Raw genomic sequence first — 18340 nt, forward strand, 5'->3', positions numbered from 1 at the left:
GTCTATAATCTATATACACCATGAAAACTGTTTTAATACCTGTCGATTCATCCGCTACAGCGGCTAATACTATTGCTTACGCTGCCGAATTCTGCAAATATGCGCCGGTTGACCGTATCATTTTATTATCTACTTATTATAGTTCTGTTTACACGCAATACCTTCCCTCGGCTGATTTTGTACAACTAAGTCAGGAAGATATGGATAGGGAACGCACCCGTATAAAAGGTGTGGTAGACGGGCTTTGCGATAAGCTTACTAAGTTACTGGATAAGAAAGTAAAAGTACAGGTTGCTATTACCGAAGAGCCGATTGTGCGCTCCATAAAACAGATTAACGAACAGGAAAAGCCAAATCTGATTATTGCAGGCAGTGATGGCAATACTTATGTTGAACATAGCAGTATCAACAAGCTGTTGATTAATATAGCCCGCACCAGTACCGTGTCTGTATTAATTGTACCGGTAACCTATCAGCATAAACCGGTTGATAAAGTGGTATTAGCGGTTGACTTTAAAGCGGTATTAAATACAGAGCTTATTGGCGCAATTGAAGAACGTTATAACTGGTTCCACCCCGAAATAATGGTGCTAAATGTAGATGCCAGCAAAAACCCTTACGAAACCGATGAGGAACGCCGAATTGTTGAAGAGAAATTGGGTGTGATATTGAAAAATTTTGACTACAAAGTTTACTACGTACAAGACAGAAACATCCTGCGCGGCATAACTACTTTTGCCGATGAGCACCAGGCTAACTTAATCATAGCATTGCCGGGTAAACATAGCTTCTTCTACAACCTAACCCATAACAGCATTACAGAAGGTTTGTATAATGATGCTACGCAGCCGGTGTTGATATTGAAATAAGCTCTTAGTGAGTGGTGAATGGTTGATTAAGTGAGTAGTTGGATGACGATGAGAAATCTCAAGTAAAACTGCCACCAATACCGTTAATAACCGTCCTCATGTGGCCTTTTGATTTTCGGGTAGCATAACATTGGCCTGAGCACTGACTTTAACAGAAAATAAAGCAGCCACGAGTTTTTTCTTTGGTACTTTCTTTTTTGCGGAAAAAAAAAAAGTACATCCACTAACGTAAATACAGCACAACCCATCCCTAATGGAAAACCGACTGTGCTGTATTTAAGATAGTGATAATAGATCTGAGATTGCTTCGTTCCTCGCAATGACGTTTTGGAGATGCAATGACTGCTACCGCCACTCGCCACTGCCACTAATTGAGTAACATGGTGAAAAATGACTGCTACTGCCACTCACCACTGTTACTAAAACCTACTCAATCTTCTTCAAAATCCTATTCCAACGTACTTTATTAAACAAATTCTCAGTACTATCGATGCTCATCCAGGTAATCATGGCTTTGCCAACAATATTCTCTTCGGGTACATAACCCCAAACGCGCGAATCTTCGCTGTTATGGCGGTTATCGCCCATCATCCAGTAGTAGTTCTGTTTAAAAGTATAGGTATCGGCTTTGGTGCCGTTAATGTAATAGGCCTTGCCAACATGGCTTAATTTATTGCCTTCGTAGTTTTGAATAGCACGGCTGTATAAGGCAACTGTCGAATCATTCAGCTTAACTTTCCAGCCTTTTTTAGGCAGGGTAAGCGGGCCGAAGTTATCATTGTTCCATTTATACAGGGCGTTATGAGGGAATATGCCTGCATCAAATTGCCCGGCAGGGTCCATATAAGGCTTAATGTTTTTAATAATCGAATAACTCTTAAATTCCTTATAACTATCAACTGGGATAATCATAATAAAATCGTTATCGGTTAATTGCTGGTAAATCTCAATATGCAGATCGTGCATTACCTGCGGGTTAATCTGCTGGCCATCGGTAGTTACCAGGTATGATGTTTGCGCTTTCGGGGCATTGGGCGCAGCTTTGCCGTTTATATAAACTTGCGTGTTTACAATGGTCAGTACATCGCCCGGTTCGGCCTGGCAACGTTTAATGTAGCTGGTTTTCATATCAACCGGTTTATTGATCGAATCAGACGGCAGGTTGAATACGATTACATCACCTTTTTTAGGATGCGACAAACCCGGTAGGCGATAATATGGAAATTGCAACCCATTCCAATAGGTTTTGACACTACCGATAGTTGGCTCTAAAAACGGAAGCGATATAGGCGTTATCGGCATCCGGGGGCCGTAGTTAAACTTGCTCACAAACAAATAATCGCCTGTTAAAAGCGAACCTTCCATTGATGCTGATGGGATAGCGTAGGCCGAAAAGAGCAATCCACGGATTATGGTAGAGGCTACAACGGCAAACAGAAGCGCGTCGGCCCACTCACGGGTTTTGCTTTTCTTAGGTTTGTTTTCGGCTTGTTTACGTTTAAAGTGCAAATTCCATTTCATATATAAAAGGTTTGTTTTCCCGATAGCTATCGGGATAGTTAATTAACGTATAATGGTTTGATGTTTAGTACGTTGATTTGTTACATCAAAAATGCCAAAATAAACATCACAGCAATATCTCAAACGATGTAGTTGATTTTCACTGTAATTTTGCGCTGAAAACCGTTAATTTGAAGCAGCGTTTTTACTGACCTAACCTATTTTTACAAAACATTTATCGCTACATCAACATTACCCTGAATATCATTAAACAAATGCCTGAATTTTTTACCAGAAAAGTATGGAATGCTGCTGCCATAACCACTCTTGCCCTTGGGTTATGTGCTTTTAGCAATCGCCCCCCAAAACAGCCAGTACATAAAACCATTGAGCAACGCATTGACAGCTTGATGGCTAAAATGACGCTTGATGACAAAATTGGCCAGACAGCACAACGCGGAGCATCAAGCAGGGTAAAAGGCCCATTGCCCGAGGCTTTAAAAAATGCGGTACGCGAAGGCAGGGCGGGTTCGGTAATTAATGTGGTTGATATTGATAAGGTAAACGAACTGCAGCGTATTGCTGTTGAAGAAAGCCCGCGACATATCCCGCTGATTTTTGCGCGGGATGTTATTCATGGTTTTAAAACTATCTTCCCAATCCCTTTAGGACAGGCGGCAACCTGGGATGCTGATATTGTGGAGCAGGGTTCGCGTATTGCTGCGGTAGAGGCCTCGTCGGTAGGTGTGCGGTGGACTTTTGCGCCTATGTTGGATATTGCCCGTGATGCCCGTTGGGGTAGGATAGCAGAATCGCCGGGAGAGGATCCTTATCTGTCATCTATATTGGCTAAGGCTTATGTAAAGGGTTTCCAGGGCGATGATCTTTCCAAACCAAACTCGATAGCTGCCTGCGCCAAACACTTTGTGGGCTACGGTGCTGCCGAAGGTGGCCGCGATTATAACACGGCTACCATTGGTCAGCAGATGTTGTATGATGTTTACCTGAAACCATTTAAAGCAGCTAAAGATGCAGGCATTGCTACATTTATGGCTTCGTTTAATGATCTAAATGGCGTGCCAGCTACCGGTAATCAGCCTTTACTGAAAGGAATTTTGCGCAACGAATGGAAATATGACGGCATGCTGGTAAGCGACTGGAACGGTGTGGTAGAAATGACCACCCATGGTTATGCCCGCGATAGTAGCGATGCTGCCGCCAAAGCCGCCAACGCAGGTGTGGATATGGAAATGGCCAGCAATACCTATGAGAAAAATATGAAAGCGCTGGTTGCCAGTGGCAAGGTTTCGATAACACAATTGAATACATTGGTGCGCGATGTATTAAGGTTGAAATTTCGTTTAGGTTTGTTTGACGACCCATATACCGAACAGCCTGATGGCAAAGTAATATTAACCGATGCCAGTTTAGCTGCTGCTAAGAAAGCTGCGATTGAAAGCGCAGTATTACTGAAGAATGATAACGTAACGCTTCCTTTTGCCAAAACAGTGAAGAAGATAGCTGTAATTGGTCCGCTGGCAGATGCACCGCACGATCAGTTAGGTACATGGACTTTTGATGGCGACAGCAAAGACACCCAAACGCCATTAATTGCCCTGCAAAACATGTATGGTAAGGATAATATATCTTATGCGCCAGGTTTAAAGTTTAGCCGCGACCGCAGTACCGATGGTTTTTCTCGAGCTGTTAAAGTAACGCATGATGCCGATGTGATTGTGTTTTTTGGTGGAGAAGAATCTATCTTATCCGGCGAAGCACATAGCCGGGCCGATATTGGCTTGCCGGGTGCGCAGGATAGTTTAATCAGCGCCCTGCAACAGGAAGGTAAACCAATTGTGCTGGTAATTATGGCTGGCAGGCCAATTACTTTAGGCAATGTTTTAAACAAGGTTGATGCCGTTTTAATGGCCTGGCACCCCGGTACCATGGGCGGCCCAGCCATTGCCGATATGCTGGCAGGCATTGCCGCACCCGAAGGCCGCTTACCTGTAACCTGGCCTAAAACAGGTGCGCAGGAGCCTTTGTACTATAACCACACCAACACCGGCCGGCCGGCCAATAAGCAAAACTACGTGGCTATTGATAGCATCCCGGTAGGGGCATGGCAAAGTTCGCTGGGTAATACTTCGCATTATCTGGATGCAGGTTATTTGCCGCAATATCCATTTGGATATGGTTTGAGTTATACCATGTTTGATTATTATCATTTGGTACAGGATAAAACGGTATTGAATATGGGCGATAACATCACAATTTCCGCAGAGATTGCCAATGTTGGCGAGCATGCCGGTACCGATGTGGTACAGCTTTATGTGCAACAAATGGTTGGCGATGTGGTGCGCCCGGTAAAAGAGTTGAGAGGTTTTAAGAAGATCAGCCTTAACCCTGGTCAGAAACAGCATGTTGTATTCACCTTAAATACCGCCGATCTAGCCTACCATAACCAGGCTATGAAACTGGTAACAGACCCAGGTAAATATAAAATATGGATCGGTAAAAATGCTGCAGAAGGTTTGCCGGGAAGTTTTGAGATTAATGAGCCGGTGGTGAAAGCGCCTGTAAAGGGACGGAGGACGAAAAGATAAAGGAACCACTCCTTAACAAATTTGTCATTCTGAACGCAGTGAAGAATCTTCTTTAATTGATAAAGGATTGTTCCCATGTATAAATTAACAATAATTAGTAACTTTGTTAAACAAGAAATCCCCGATAAACACTTACGCCTAATGAGGGACCACTCATGAGATGGCTGTTTATCGAGGTTAGCAGTGTATAATTTGCACCGCTGTTTCTTGCGTCTGCACGACGATCTTTAAAGGGCTTATTGCCCTTTTTTATTTATTAGATGGAAAATCTATTTCCAAAGTTTGTGAGCCATCGTTATTGAATTTTGGTAGAGACTTATCAAGTAGGGACAAAAAAACGTCCCAATTGTACCCAGACGCTTTTGCTAACAGAGTTACAAATGTTAAATGCTCTTTTAGTTTATTATGACCGTATTCGGCATCAATCCATTGTGTGTGCTTAGACCTGCGATAGCCTCTTTTGTTTATCACGGGATTTTTTTCTCGTAATACATTTAGAACCATTGGAGCAATTCTTTTGTACACTACGTTGTTTATGACGTGTCCTATCCATTGTGGCTTTCTTCCGTTGTTTATGCCCTTCCAGCTATACCCTTTCATTTTAAACACGGCCTCAAAAAAATCATCAGGATATAAGGAGATCAATTTACCTTTCTCCTCTGCAAAAAACTTCTTTAAAAAGGCTTGAAGTTCGTTTTTCTCTCTTTCCTTTTCATAACCAGTCGCTTCATCTACCAAGGCTATTATCCCAACTTTTGCAAAAGATTTTAATAGGCCGTATGCGTTATCAGCTACTGACGAAAGGTTTTCAACTTCCATGCCTTTACTATCAAAGAACTTTTTCGCTGTAATATAAACATCACATATATCAGATAAAACTGTTGCTTCAATTCCTCTTGACTTAACACCAGATAAAGAAATGTACTCGACGGCGTTATTTAACCTTTGCTCTAATTCGCTATTTATGAAAGGTTTAAGGTATTTTGCCGATAAGTATTCAGGTAAAATTGCGGTACTATCAATTTTTTTTCTACTCCAATATGCCCCTCCTCCTTTTATGCCAAAAGCGTTTGCCAGGCTTCTTTCAGAGAGAAGCCTTTTTCCGTCTACAACAGCAGCCGAAAGAGTTATTCCGTTTAATGGTAAATCGCCGTAATGCGTTGCTTTTGGCAAATTAGAGTTCACATTAGGAAAATCATCAGGTAATAAGTCAAAATCCTCGGATGTTAGATCGATGCCCTTTTGTTCTGCTAAAGATAAAAGGTGTGTTCTCCATTTTGCTGGGATTAAACCTGTTTTAGCCCAATGAGCAATTGTGCTTTGCCCTTTGCCAATCAATTGAGCTAATTCGGTTTGACCGCCAAATTTTTCTATAATGTTTTGTGCTGCATTCATTATATTGATTTTAACTATTCAAAATTAAATAAAATAATTGATAATAAAAAATATTTAAATATCAATTTTATTGATATTTAAATATTGAACATCTCTCAACAAAATAATCCTCCACATTACTTCTTGTCCTACATCAAGTGCGGGCCTTTAAATGTAGGGTACATTTGTATCATCAAAACAAAACATCACCACAATTTAAAAGGAAACACGATAATGGAAAATTCAATAAACGGCATACACCACATCACTGCAATAGCAGGTAATGCCAAACGTAACTTCGATTTTTATACTAAAACGCTGGGCCTGCACATAGTAAAAAAAACTGTGAATTTTGACGACCCTGAAACATATCACTTCTACTATGGCGACAAGGTTGGTACCCCCGGTACTATCTTAACTTTCTTCCCATGGGAAAATATTCAAATCGGTAGGAGAGGCGCACGCCAGGTTACCGAGATTGGTTATTCTGTGCCTGAAAGCAGCTTCGACTTTTGGTTGAAACGTTTCGAAGAACGCAACGTGATCTACAACAAAGTGGCCGAAAAATTTGGCGAGCCTTATCTAACTTTTTTAGACCCTGATGGTTTGAAATTCGAACTCATCGCCTCTAAAACACCAGACTTACGTTTGCCTTGGGAAACCGATGAAGTTAAGGCAGAGAACGCTACCAAAGGCTTCCACAGTATCACTATCACTACTAACAAAATGCAGGCTACTGCCGATATTTTAACTGGTGTGTTTGGATACAAATTGCTGGAGCAACATGTAAACCGTTTCCGCTTTGTTACCGATGCGGTTGATAACGCAGCCATTGTTGATCTGGTTGAAGTAGCCGGAGAAGTTGCAGGCCATGTAGCCGGAGGTTCTGTTCACCACGTTGCCTTCAGGGTTAAAAATGAAGAAGTGTTAATGCAGTACCGCGAGAAACTTGTTGCACTGGGCATGAACATCACCGAGAAAATAGACCGTAACTATTTCTACTCACTATACTTCCGCGAACCGGGAGGCGTATTGTTCGAAATTGCTACTGATAACCCTGGTTTTGCAGTAGATGAATCGGTTGAAGAGTTAGGCCTAAACTTAAAATTGCCAGCACAGTACGAGCAGCACAGAAATGCTTTAGTAAAAGTATTACCAAAATTAGATTAATCAGATCATGTACACTCACGAATATCAAATAATAACAGCCGGGGCAAAACCGCAACAGGCCAAAGGAGCATTAATACTGCTCCACGGCCGCGGTAGCACCGCCCACAATATGATTGGCCTCGCCAATGAGTTTAATGTTGCAGATTTTGCCATTTACGTACCGCAAGCTACTAACCATAGCTGGTACCCGTATAGCTTTCTGGCACCGGTTCAGGATAATGAGCCTGCTTTAAGTTCGGCCTTAGGTGTGATAACTCAATTGGTTAAACAGATAGAAGCCGATGGGATCCCTGCCAATAAAATCTATTTTGCAGGATTTTCACAAGGGGCTTGTTTAACGTTAGAGTATATTACCCGTAACGCAAAACAATACGGTGGTGCAATTGCCTTTACCGGAGGCCTAATAGGGGAGGAACTGAACCTGGCAAACTATGCAGGTGATTTCAATAACACACCTATACTAATTACAACCGGTGATCCTGATCCGCACGTACCGGTAAGCCGTGTAAATGAAAGTGTAAAAGTGATCACCGGGTTAAACGCCGATGTAACGCTGAAAATTTACAAAGGCCGCCCGCACACTATTACGCAGGAAGAGATTGATTTGGCAAATCAATTAGTGTTTAAGAATTAATATTTATAGAGTTTACCCCTTGTTCAAGCTACTGCTAAAGCACTGTCCTGTGCATTCCCCTAAATTAGGGGAACACTACTGTCAGTACAATTCGCACTTGCGTAAATAAGGGGTAAGCTCTATAGTTTTTATTAAAAAACATTGATATTTAATATCTTTAACCATGTACGAAGACATCCAACTCATCAATAACGAGCCTATTCACAATTTCGAATTGTTTGTGGAAGGCTACCGCGCTTTTATCGATTATAAAACAAAGGGCGACAAGGTATACCTCATCCATACCGAAGCGCCTGTTGAGCTGGAAGGCAAAGGCGTGGCCGCAACTATCGTCACCAAAACGTTTGAATACATGGAAGCACGCCATTTAAAACTGGTACCGCTTTGTCCGTATGTGCAAGCCTACTTGAAGCGCCATCCGGAATGGAACAGATTACTGGTTGACCGGCCCGCTTCATAAACAGGTTTACGCAAGGTTTCTGTATATTGGTCAGATATTCAGAAACCCTTATGTCTACCGATCTCATCCTGCACAATATTGGCAAATACATTAACCTCACTGCCGAAGAAAAAGAATACTTTGTATCGCTTTTGCAGGAAAAAACACTGAAGCGTAAAGAGTTTTTGCTGGAGGATGGCCAAATCTGCAAATATTCGGCCTTTACAGTGTCGGGTGTTTTAAGAGGATATACGATCGATGATAACGGCTTCGAGCATGTACTCAGCTTCGCCCCCGAAGGTTGGTGGATGGCCGATATGTACAGCCTCATCAGTCAGAAGCCCGGCACGCTGAATATCGAAGCCATCGAAAAAACAGAACTTCTTTTATTATCCAAAGCCAACCAGGAAGTGCTGTTTGGCAAAGTCCCCAAGTTCGAACGTTTCTTCCGTATCATTACCGAAAACTCGCTGGTATCGTATCAGCAACGCTTAATGGATAACCTGAGTTTAACAGCCGAAGAGCGGTACAATAATTTCTGCAAACGGTACCCAACATTAATTAATACGCTCCCTAAAAAAGATATCGCTACTTATATCGGTGTTACACCCGAGTTTTTGAGCAGAATGCAGAGTAAATTGCTGAAGCGTCGTTAGTAGGAGTCTTTCCTCCCCCGTCATTGCGAGGTACGAAGCAATCTCAGGCCGATTAGCACTGCCTTTAATAACGCACAATCCGTTTTTCATTAGGAAGGGTAGTGTGAATTATGAATCGTCAGTGGATGTTACTTTCTTTTTCTCTCAAAAAGAAAGTAACGCAAAGAAAAAGTCGTGGCTGCTCAATTTTCTTTGAATGGGTGTGGTGTGGCCAATGTTGTGCTGGCCGAAAATTAAGATGCCACAATTATTAGGTTATTTAGGGGTTCTTCACAATAGTTTATCATAAAGTTTATAATCTTGCTTCTTTTTCCAGTCGGCAAACAGCTTCGGCCAAAAGCGGGCAGAACAATGGTGGCTGGTGTGTGGGAAAAGGCATTGGAGATTTTGCAGAAGTGATGGCTTGCGCGAACGTAAATAGGGCAAAAGATCCCGGCCTGTGGTTCTGACTGCTTGTGCGGCATGGCCATGTGCGTAAAGAAGCCTTTTGCCAACAAGTGCTTTGGTTACTTTGGCACCCCAAAGTAACAGCCTACCCGCGGCGATTGAGCGGGACTAACATTCATCAAAGCACAACAATAAAAATGAACGAACGCACCGTTCTTGACCCAGGTCAAGTTCCAATCACCAATTCCACCTTACCTTTGATATATCAATTTAAAACAATGGAAAATTTCATCATACATAAAGCAGCAACTCGTGGAATTGCCAATCATGGCTGGTTAAACAGTGCTCACAGTTTTAGTTTCGGTAGTTATTATAACCCCGAACGCATGAATTTTGGTGTGTTAAGAGTATTAAACGACGATACCGTTGACGGTGGCCGTGGCTTCGGCGATCACCCGCATGATAATATGGAAATTATTTCGATACCCCTCGAAGGAGATTTAGTGCATAAGGATAGTATGGGTAATGAAGCCATCATCAGGAAAGGTGAAATCCAGGCCATGAGCGCCGGAACCGGTATATATCACAGCGAGTTTAATAAAGATGGCAGCGCCCCTGTTAAATTCCTGCAGATCTGGTTATATCCTAATAAACGTAACGTAACCCCACGTTATGATCAGGTTAAGATTGATACTACTGAAAAAAACGTATTTCACCAGATCTTATCACCTAATGCAAATGACGTTGGTGTATGGATCCATCAAAATGCCTGGTTTAATATGGGTAAGTTTGATGCAGGTGCCGAAACTACTTACGAGTTAAATGATAAGAAGAATGGGGTTTATGCCTTTATCTTAAGTGGTAACGTAACCATCAACGGTCAAGCTTTAGAATCACGCGACGGTATGGGTATTGTTGCCGATAGCCTGACTGTTAAAGCTGATACCGAAGCTGAGATACTACTGATGGAAGTACCAATGGAACTCTAATAAATCAAAAATCTACCATGAAAAAGATTGAAATACTGGCCATTTGCACACACGAAGGTATTTTGCAAACCATAAACCGTTTAATTAATAATAACGAAGCGTGGAACAGCACCTGTGCTGCGAGTATAGACGAAGCCAGAAAGATTTGTGATAATAGTGAGTTTGATTTGATCCTGATCGGCAGCGGCTTGTCCGCTGCCGAAGAACAGGAACTGGAATCGGTACTGGCTGCGCATAAAAATATACCGGTGGTTAAACATTATGGCGGTGGCAGTGGTTTACTTTTCGGCGAGATTCACCACGCATTATCCAACAGGTAAATTACCTTTGGGGCGTTATTTAATATCTTGCTGACGATTAGTTAACACAATTGTTGCCATATTTAGAGATTAAACAAACAGCCCATACAGGTAATACCCAATGAAAGTACTTTACGCCATACAAGGAACAGGCAACGGACACTTAAGCCGCTCAATGGATATTGTTCCGCTACTAAAAAATATGGCTGAGGTTGATATCCTGGTAAGTGGCATCCAGGGCGATTTGTCGCTGCCTTTCCCGGTTAAATACAAATGCCATGGGATGGGGTTTGTATTTGGCAAAAAAGGAGGTGTTGATTTATGGCGAACCTTCTACAAATCAAACTTCCGCAAATTCTTAAAAGAGGTTAATAACCTGCCAGTTCATGATTATGACCTGGTGATCACAGATTTCGAACCGGTATCTGCCTGGGCTTGTTATTTGCACGATAAACCTTGTGTTGGCCTAAGTCACCAGGCTGCGGTATTGGCACATCAAGCCCCAAAGTCAGAATCATCTGATATGGTTGGCCGGTTGATCTTAAAACAATACGCCCCCACAAGCGAGCAGTACGGCTTTCACTTCAAATCATTCAACGATAATATTTATACCCCGGTTATCCGCCAGCAGGTGCGTAATATCGAGGTGACTAATAAAGGTCACTACACAGTATACCTTCCGGCTTACGATGATTCGAGGTTGATCACACAGCTTTCCAATTTTAAAGATGTAAAGTGGGAAGTGTTTTCCAAGCACAACAAAAAGGTACTTAAACATCGCAACATCACTATACAGCCTATTAATAACGAAAAGTTTATTGCCAGCATGGCTTCATCAGCAGGTGTACTATGCGGTGCCGGTTTCGAAACTCCGGCCGAAGCGCTGTTTATGAAAAAGAAACTGCTGGTTATCCCTATGAAAAACCAGTACGAGCAGCAATTAAATGCGGCAGCTCTAAAATCAATGGGTGTGCCGGTGATTAAAAGTCTCAAAGAAAAGCACGAAGAAACTATTGTGAACTGGCTTAAAGACGATACAATTGTTGAAGTAAACTACCCCAACGAAACCCAGGATGTGCTAGATAGGATATTCAAACAGCATGTTATGGAATTGATACCACAACTGTAAAATTAACACAAGATTTAATATTGACCTTACATTAACCCAACAACGTACCTGCATCTTTGCGTCAAGTTTTTTTACATGCAAGGGTAAATAGTTTAGTTAATATAAATAAGGAGTGGGCGAGCCACTCCTTATTTATTTCAAGAGGTTTTTAATTAAAATCAATCATCCAAAAGCGCGTCATTGCGAGGAATGAAGCAATCTCAAACCGATTAGCACTGCCTCACATAAACGTAGAAGTCCGTTTTTCATTCTGCTCCCAACACGTCATTGCGAGGAACAGCCTGTCCCGGATTTACTTCGGAAAAGCAATCCCCGACCTACAGAGTCGCTGATTTAGTTAATGCAGAATTCGTTTTTCATTAGGTGCGGCAATGAAGTATATGAATCGTTAGTGGATGTACTTTTTCTTTTTCCGCAAAAGAAAAAGTACCAAAAAGAAAACTCGTGGCTGCTCAATTTTCTATTGAAGGGTGTGGTAGGGCAGGAGTTGTGCTATCCGAAAATTAAGATGCCACAATTATTAGGTTATTAAGGGTTCATCACAACAATTTTAATCCGTTTATCATTTAATTTTGTCATTGCGAGCGATAGCGTGGCAATCTCGTCGTAGGACTTATAGCTACGAGATTGCTTCGTACCTCGCAATGACAAGTTAATTTAATCTGCAAACAGCTTCGGCCAAAAGCGGTCAGAACAATGTTGGCCTTGTGTGCTGGAAAGAGGCATTGGAGATTTTGCAGAAGGGCTGACTTGTGCGAGCGCAAGTGGGGCAAAAGATCCCGGCCTGTGTGTTCTGACTGCTTGTGCAGTATGGCCTCGTGCGCAAAGAAGCCTTTTGCCGATGAGCGATTTGGTTACTTTGGCGCCCCAAAGTAACAGCCTACCCGCGGCGATTGAGCGGGACTGACATTCAATTAAATGCAGACATACCCTACAAGTTAGCACAGAACCACCCAATGAAAGTCAAATCAAAGTACAAACACACACCTTTTGTCATGAAATTATAATATGATATGCCAAACCGGCATTTTTTTATAAATCATTTGGAAGTTAATCCCAAACATTGATACTTTTGCTAACACTGTTAGGAAATAACAAAATGGGAATCGTAGAACGCAGACAGCGTCATAAGGATGAGGTAAAAAAAGATATCATTTGCGCAGCATGGCAAATGGTAAAAGCTGATGGATGGCAATCGCTGTCTATCCGCAAAATTGCCGATGCCATTGAGTATAGCGTCCCGGTTATTTACGATCACTTCGAAAATAAAGAGGCCATACTCATTGAATTTGGCCGCACAGGATTTCAACTACTAACTGAAAAAATATTAGAAGCAAAAAGTCAGCACGCTGACCCTGCCGATCAGATCAAAGCAATTGCCGATGCTTATTGGGATTTTGCAATGAACAACAAGGAACATTACCAACTGATGTTCGGTATCGGGATGGCTTGCTGCGAATCACCGGAATGTTTACCCGAACAGGTGAAATTTGCTGAGGCAGTAACAGAATCGATCCAAAGCATGATTGATAAGAGTGGAAGAGACGTAAGCGCCTGCTTAAAGTATCACACATTCTGGTCGGTAATGCACGGGTTAATATCTATCAAAATAAATGGCAACTCAGTTGTTGATATGGAACTAAACAAAATGGTTTTGCACGATGCCATCACAGGCTTTATCAAAAATTTAAAGTAGCGCCTCTTTTTTTGCTACTATACCTAACACTGTTAGGAAACGTAACATTGTTAAAATAATAAAAAATCACACCCTAATTAAACTGCTGTTGAATTATTTGGCAGTATATGCGGCTTTTTTTACAATAATCAAAATGCAACACAACAAACTCATGAATACATCTCTTAGTCTAAACTTTAACAGCTTTAAAAGGTTTACTGCTGTTAAGATCGTAGCACTTGGTCTGTTAACGGCGGCACTGGCAAGCTGCGGTCAACCACAGCAGGCACAAGTTGCCCCACCGGCTCCAACCTTACCTGTAGCAGAGGTTCAGGCTGGTAATGCCACTACTTACCAGGAATATCCAGCCTCTATAGAAGGTACTGTTAACGTTGAAGTTCGCCCACAAGTGAGCGGTACTTTAGATAAAGTATTTGTTGACGAGGGTGCTTTTGTACACGCAGGTGAGCCAATATTCAAAATAAACGAATCGCCTTACCGCTCAGCATTAAATAATGCCGTAGCAGCATTACACGCAGCAGAAGCAGCACAAGCTAATGCGCAAATTGAGGTTGATAAATTAACCCCGCTGGTAGAAAACAAGGTAGTATCAGATTATCAGTTAAAAACTGCTAAAGCAAGTTACCGTGTAGCAACTGCCAATATAGAATCGGCAAAAGCTAACGTATCTACAGCACAAATCAACTTAGGTTATACCTTAATTAAAGCTCCTGTAAATGGTTATATCGGCCGTTTAGAGAAAAAACAAGGAAGTTTAGTTGGCCCAACAGATGTTGCTGCACTTACCGAACTATCTGATGTACACGATGTACACGTTTACTTCTCTTTAGGTGAAAAAGACTTCGTTGCCTTTAAAGAACAATATCCGGGCGAAACCATAAAAGATAAATTGAGCAAATTACCAGCAGTATCGCTTTTGTTAGCTGATGGTACCGAATATGCCAAACAAGGTAAAATCGACATCATCGACGGTCAGTTTGATAAAACTACCGGTGCAATTACTGTACGTGCTACCTTCTCAAACCCACAAGGTTTGTTACGCTCTGGCAACACCGGTAAAATTCGCTTAAGCCTCGATCATAAAGATGCTTTGATCGTGCCAGAGTCAGCTACGGTTGATATGCAGGATAAAGTGTTTGTGTTTACCGTAGGCGATAGCAGTAAGGTTAAAAAACAAGCGATTACCATCCTTGGTAAAAACGGCGACAATTACCTGGTTAAAGACGGTGTAAAAGTTGGCGACCAGATTGTACTGAGCGGCATCGACAAATTACAGGAAGGTATGGTGATACATCCTGAAAAACAACCTGCTTCTGATAAAGCAGCCGTTGTAGCAAAAAACTAATACACACAACTAAACTTTAAAGTTATGTTTCAGAAATTTATAGAAAGGCCGGTACTTTCAACCGTTATCTCCATCTTATTGGTGATAGTGGGTGTGCTTGGCTTAACCAAACTGCCCCTGGAAAGGTTCCCGAATATTGCTCCTCCGGCAGTATTGGTATCGGCAGTATATCCGGGCGCTAACGCCGAGACCATTTTGCGTTCGGTAACACCATCGCTTGAAGAAGCCATTAACGGTGTGGAGAACATGACTTACATGACCTCTACCGCCAGTAATGATGGTACATTGGGTATCACCGTTTACTTTAAACAAGGTACCGACCCCGATCAGGCTGCGGTAAACGTGCAAAACCGTGTTTCGCAAGCTACCAGCCAGTTACCTGCCGAGGTAGTGCAATACGGTATCACTACCACCAAACAGCAAAACAGCTTTATTGGTGCAATGGGTATCTACTCAGAAGATCCTAAGAAATACGATCAAACCTTTGTAGCTAACTACGCGCAGATCAATATCGTGCCGGAAATTAAACGTATCCCGGGTGTTGGTTCTGCAGCTATATTTGGTGGTGTTAAAGATTATTCGATGCGTGTTTGGCTTAACCCAGCCCAAATGGCAGCTTATAAAATTACCCCTGCCGAAGTAACTGCCGCTATACAAGATAAAAACATCGAAGCTGCCCCAGGTAGGTTTGGTGAGCGCAGTAACGAAGCATTTGAATATGTAATTAAATACAAAGGCAAGCTCACCACACCAGAAGAATACCAGAACATTGCTATCCGGGCCAATGCAGATGGTTCTGTACTGCGCCTGAAAGATGTGGCCCGTGTTGAATTGGGTGCTTACTCTTATAACAGTGTAAGTAACCTGAACGGACACGATGGTATCATTATCGGTATCATCCAGTTGTCAGGTTCAAACGCTAACGAAATTCAGATTGCTATTGATAAGCTGATGGAGAAGGCATCGAAAGATTTCCCTGTCGGTATCAAATACAACCAGTTCTATCGTACCAAAACAGATTTGGATGAGTCTATCAACCAGGTTGAGCATACATTGGTAGAAGCATTCGTGCTGGTATTTATTGTAGTATTCTTATTCCTGCAAGATTTCAGATCTACTTTAATCCCTGCAATCGCGGTTCCGGTAGCTATCATCGGTACGTTCTTCTTCATGAGCCTGTTCGGTTTCTCTGTAAACTTGTTAACCCTGTTTGCATTGGTACTGGCCATTGGTATTGTGGTGGATGATGCCATTGTGGTGGTAGAGGCGGTGCACGCCAAAATGGAGCACAACCCAAGCCTTACGCCTAAAAAGGCAACTACCGAAGCGATGCACGAGATTACCGGTGCCATTATATCTATTACCCTGGTAATGGCGGCTGTGTTTTTACCGGTGAGTTTCATGACCGGTTCAACAGGTATATTTTATCGACAGTTTGCCTTAACCATGGCGATTGCGATCATTATATCGGCTGTTAACGCTTTAACCTTAAGCCCGGCTTTGGCTGCGCTATTCTTAAAGAACAAACACAATGTTGATGGTCACGGTCACGAAGCGCCTAAAAAAGGTTTTGCAGATAAATTCTACGCAGGCTTTAACGGCAGCTTTAACTACATGACAGATCGTTATGTTGGCGGACTGAAATTCCTGATCAAAAATAAACTGGTAGCCATTGGTGGCCTTATCTTAATAGTTGTTGGTACCGTTTACATGGTAAAAACAACCAAATCGGGCTTTATCCCAACAGAGGATCAGGGTTTCGTGGCTATCGCGGTTTCAACACCATCAGGAACATCGTTGAGCGGTACCAACAAGATCTTCTCACAAGCAGAAGCACAGCTTAAAACTTTACCATCAGCAAGGTTCGTTACGGCACTGTCTGGTTTCAACTTCTTAACGCAATCAAGCAGCCCGTCTGCGGGTGTTATCTTCCTGTTGTTAAAACCTACAGATGAGCGTGGCCCTGTTAAAAATATCGATGATATTCAAAACATCGTTCGTGGTAAACTGGGAGGCATCCCTGGCGGTACTTTCTTCGTGTTCAGTTTCCCAACTGTACCGGGCTTTAGTAACGTGGAAGCGTTAGACGTAATGCTGCAGGATAAAACCAACGGCAGACTGGATAAATTTAGCGGCGTGGCCAATAACTTTATTGGTAAGCTGATGGCAAAACCGGCTATCGCTTATGCCTTTACCTCATACAAAGCAGATTATCCTCAATTACAACTGGAAGTTGATGACGAAAAAGCTAACCAACTGGGTGTAAATGTTAAAGACATCTTGTCTACCATGCAGGCTTACTTCGGTACTGCACAAGCATCAGACTTTAACCGCTTCGGTAAATACTACCGTGTGGTTGTTCAGGCTGATATTGCCGACAGGACAGACCCTACATCTATCGACCGTGTATTTGTTAAAAACAAAGCTGGTGATAACGTGCCTATCAATACCCTGGTTAAATTAACCCGTGTTTATGGTTCAGAAACTGCTTCACGTTATAACCTGTTTAACTCTATCGAGGTAAACGCGATACCTAAACCAGGTTACAGTTCTGGTGATGCCATCAAGGCTATCCAGGAAACTGCTGCAGAGCAATTACCAGGTGGTTATGCTTACGAGTTCTCTGGTCAAACCCGTGAAGAGATCTCTTCAGGTGGTCAATCAGCTGTGATCTTTATGTTGTGTTTGGTGTTCGTATACTTCCTGTTATCGGCACAGTACGAGAGTTACATCCTGCCATTGGCGGTAATACTTTCTATCCCTACAGGTATCTTCGGTGTGTTTGTGGTACTAGGTTTAACCGGTATCGAAAACAACATCTATGTACAGGTAGCGCTGATCATGCTCATCGGTCTGTTAGCTAAAAACGCGATTTTGATCGTAGAGTTCGCCGTGCAGAAACGCAAGGCAGGTCATACGCTGGTTGCTTCGGCTATTGAAGCAGCAAGGTTACGTGTACGTCCAATTGTGATGACATCGCTTGCATTCGTATTCGGTTTATTCCCGATGAGTATTGCAACCGGCCCATCTGCACAGGGTAACCACTCTATCAGTATTGGTGCTGCCGGAGGTATGGTTTCGGGAGTTTTACTTGGTTTATTCATCATCCCGGTATTATTCGTAATCTTCCAGGGTCTGCAAGAACGCATAACCGGTGTACCGGTAGCTGTGCTGCTTGAAGAATCAGAAGTAGACCACAATACGGTACTGGAAGAAGGATACACTGCTTAATTTTAATATCAATAGA

Annotated in this window: 14 protein-coding genes; 12 read left to right on the forward strand and 2 right to left on the reverse strand. The window is 42.4% G+C overall.

Features of this window, described 5'->3' with window-relative positions; all coding sequences use genetic code 11:
- Positions 1 to 20: 20 nt before the first annotated feature.
- Positions 21 to 869, forward strand: coding sequence for a universal stress protein (locus PQO05_RS11480; protein WP_273633052.1), 849 nt, complete (start codon positions 21 to 23; stop codon positions 867 to 869).
- A gap of 426 nt (positions 870 to 1295) precedes the next feature.
- On the opposite strand, the gene lepB is transcribed toward PQO05_RS11480, so the two are convergent.
- Entirely contained in the window at positions 1296 to 2390 is a 1095-nt protein-coding gene (lepB, locus tag PQO05_RS11485) for a signal peptidase I (RefSeq protein ID WP_273633053.1), read from the reverse strand.
- Between the two features lie 254 nt (positions 2391 to 2644).
- Here lepB and PQO05_RS11490 point away from each other — a divergent pair, with 254 nt between their 5' ends.
- Positions 2645 to 4975 carry a glycoside hydrolase family 3 N-terminal domain-containing protein gene (locus tag PQO05_RS11490; protein WP_273633054.1) on the forward strand — a complete coding sequence of 777 codons (2331 nt, stop codon included), beginning with the start codon at positions 2645 to 2647 and terminating at the stop codon, positions 4973 to 4975.
- Between the two features lie 249 nt (positions 4976 to 5224).
- On the opposite strand, the gene PQO05_RS11495 is transcribed toward PQO05_RS11490, so the two are convergent.
- Positions 5225 to 6370 (reverse strand): carph-isopro domain-containing protein, encoded by a 1146-nt coding sequence (locus PQO05_RS11495; protein ID WP_273633055.1) that lies wholly within the window; start codon positions 6368 to 6370, stop codon positions 5225 to 5227.
- A gap of 213 nt (positions 6371 to 6583) precedes the next feature.
- Here PQO05_RS11495 and PQO05_RS11500 point away from each other — a divergent pair, with 213 nt between their 5' ends.
- The 10 genes from PQO05_RS11500 (at position 6584) to PQO05_RS11545 (ending at position 18324) form a co-directional block, all read left to right on the forward strand.
- Positions 6584 to 7519 carry a ring-cleaving dioxygenase gene (locus PQO05_RS11500; RefSeq protein WP_273633056.1) on the forward strand — a complete coding sequence of 312 codons (936 nt, stop codon included), beginning with the start codon at positions 6584 to 6586 and terminating at the stop codon, positions 7517 to 7519.
- Positions 7520 to 7526: 7 nt separating this feature from the next.
- A complete protein-coding gene (locus PQO05_RS11505; protein WP_273633057.1) occupies positions 7527 to 8153 on the forward strand; it encodes an alpha/beta hydrolase in 627 nt (208 codons plus the stop codon).
- 163 nt (positions 8154 to 8316) lie between these two features.
- Positions 8317 to 8613, forward strand: a complete 297-nt coding sequence (locus PQO05_RS11510; RefSeq protein WP_273633058.1) for a GNAT family N-acetyltransferase — start codon at positions 8317 to 8319, stop codon at positions 8611 to 8613.
- Positions 8614 to 8663: 50 nt separating this feature from the next.
- Entirely contained in the window at positions 8664 to 9248 is a 585-nt protein-coding gene (locus PQO05_RS11515) for a Crp/Fnr family transcriptional regulator (protein ID WP_273633059.1), read from the forward strand.
- Positions 9249 to 9913: 665 nt separating this feature from the next.
- The gene (locus PQO05_RS11520) at positions 9914 to 10624 is read left to right on the forward strand and encodes a pirin family protein (RefSeq protein WP_273633060.1); all 711 of its coding nucleotides are present in this window, start codon (positions 9914 to 9916) and stop codon (positions 10622 to 10624) included.
- Between the two features lie 17 nt (positions 10625 to 10641).
- Positions 10642 to 10944 (forward strand): hypothetical protein, encoded by a 303-nt coding sequence (locus tag PQO05_RS11525; RefSeq protein ID WP_273633061.1) that lies wholly within the window; start codon positions 10642 to 10644, stop codon positions 10942 to 10944.
- A 100-nt stretch (positions 10945 to 11044) separates the two neighbouring features.
- Positions 11045 to 12052, forward strand: coding sequence for a glycosyltransferase family protein (locus PQO05_RS11530; protein WP_273633062.1), 1008 nt, complete (start codon positions 11045 to 11047; stop codon positions 12050 to 12052).
- A gap of 1099 nt (positions 12053 to 13151) precedes the next feature.
- Positions 13152 to 13748, forward strand: a complete 597-nt coding sequence (locus PQO05_RS11535) for a TetR/AcrR family transcriptional regulator (RefSeq protein ID WP_273633063.1) — start codon at positions 13152 to 13154, stop codon at positions 13746 to 13748.
- A 151-nt stretch (positions 13749 to 13899) separates the two neighbouring features.
- Positions 13900 to 15093 carry an efflux RND transporter periplasmic adaptor subunit gene (locus PQO05_RS11540; RefSeq protein ID WP_273633064.1) on the forward strand — a complete coding sequence of 398 codons (1194 nt, stop codon included), beginning with the start codon at positions 13900 to 13902 and terminating at the stop codon, positions 15091 to 15093.
- A 24-nt stretch (positions 15094 to 15117) separates the two neighbouring features.
- Positions 15118 to 18324, forward strand: a complete 3207-nt coding sequence (locus tag PQO05_RS11545; RefSeq protein WP_273633065.1) for an efflux RND transporter permease subunit — start codon at positions 15118 to 15120, stop codon at positions 18322 to 18324.
- Positions 18325 to 18340: the final 16 nt, after the last annotated feature.

The sequence above is a fragment of the Mucilaginibacter jinjuensis genome, assembly GCF_028596025.1.
Lineage (GTDB): Bacteria > Bacteroidota > Bacteroidia > Sphingobacteriales > Sphingobacteriaceae > Mucilaginibacter > Mucilaginibacter jinjuensis.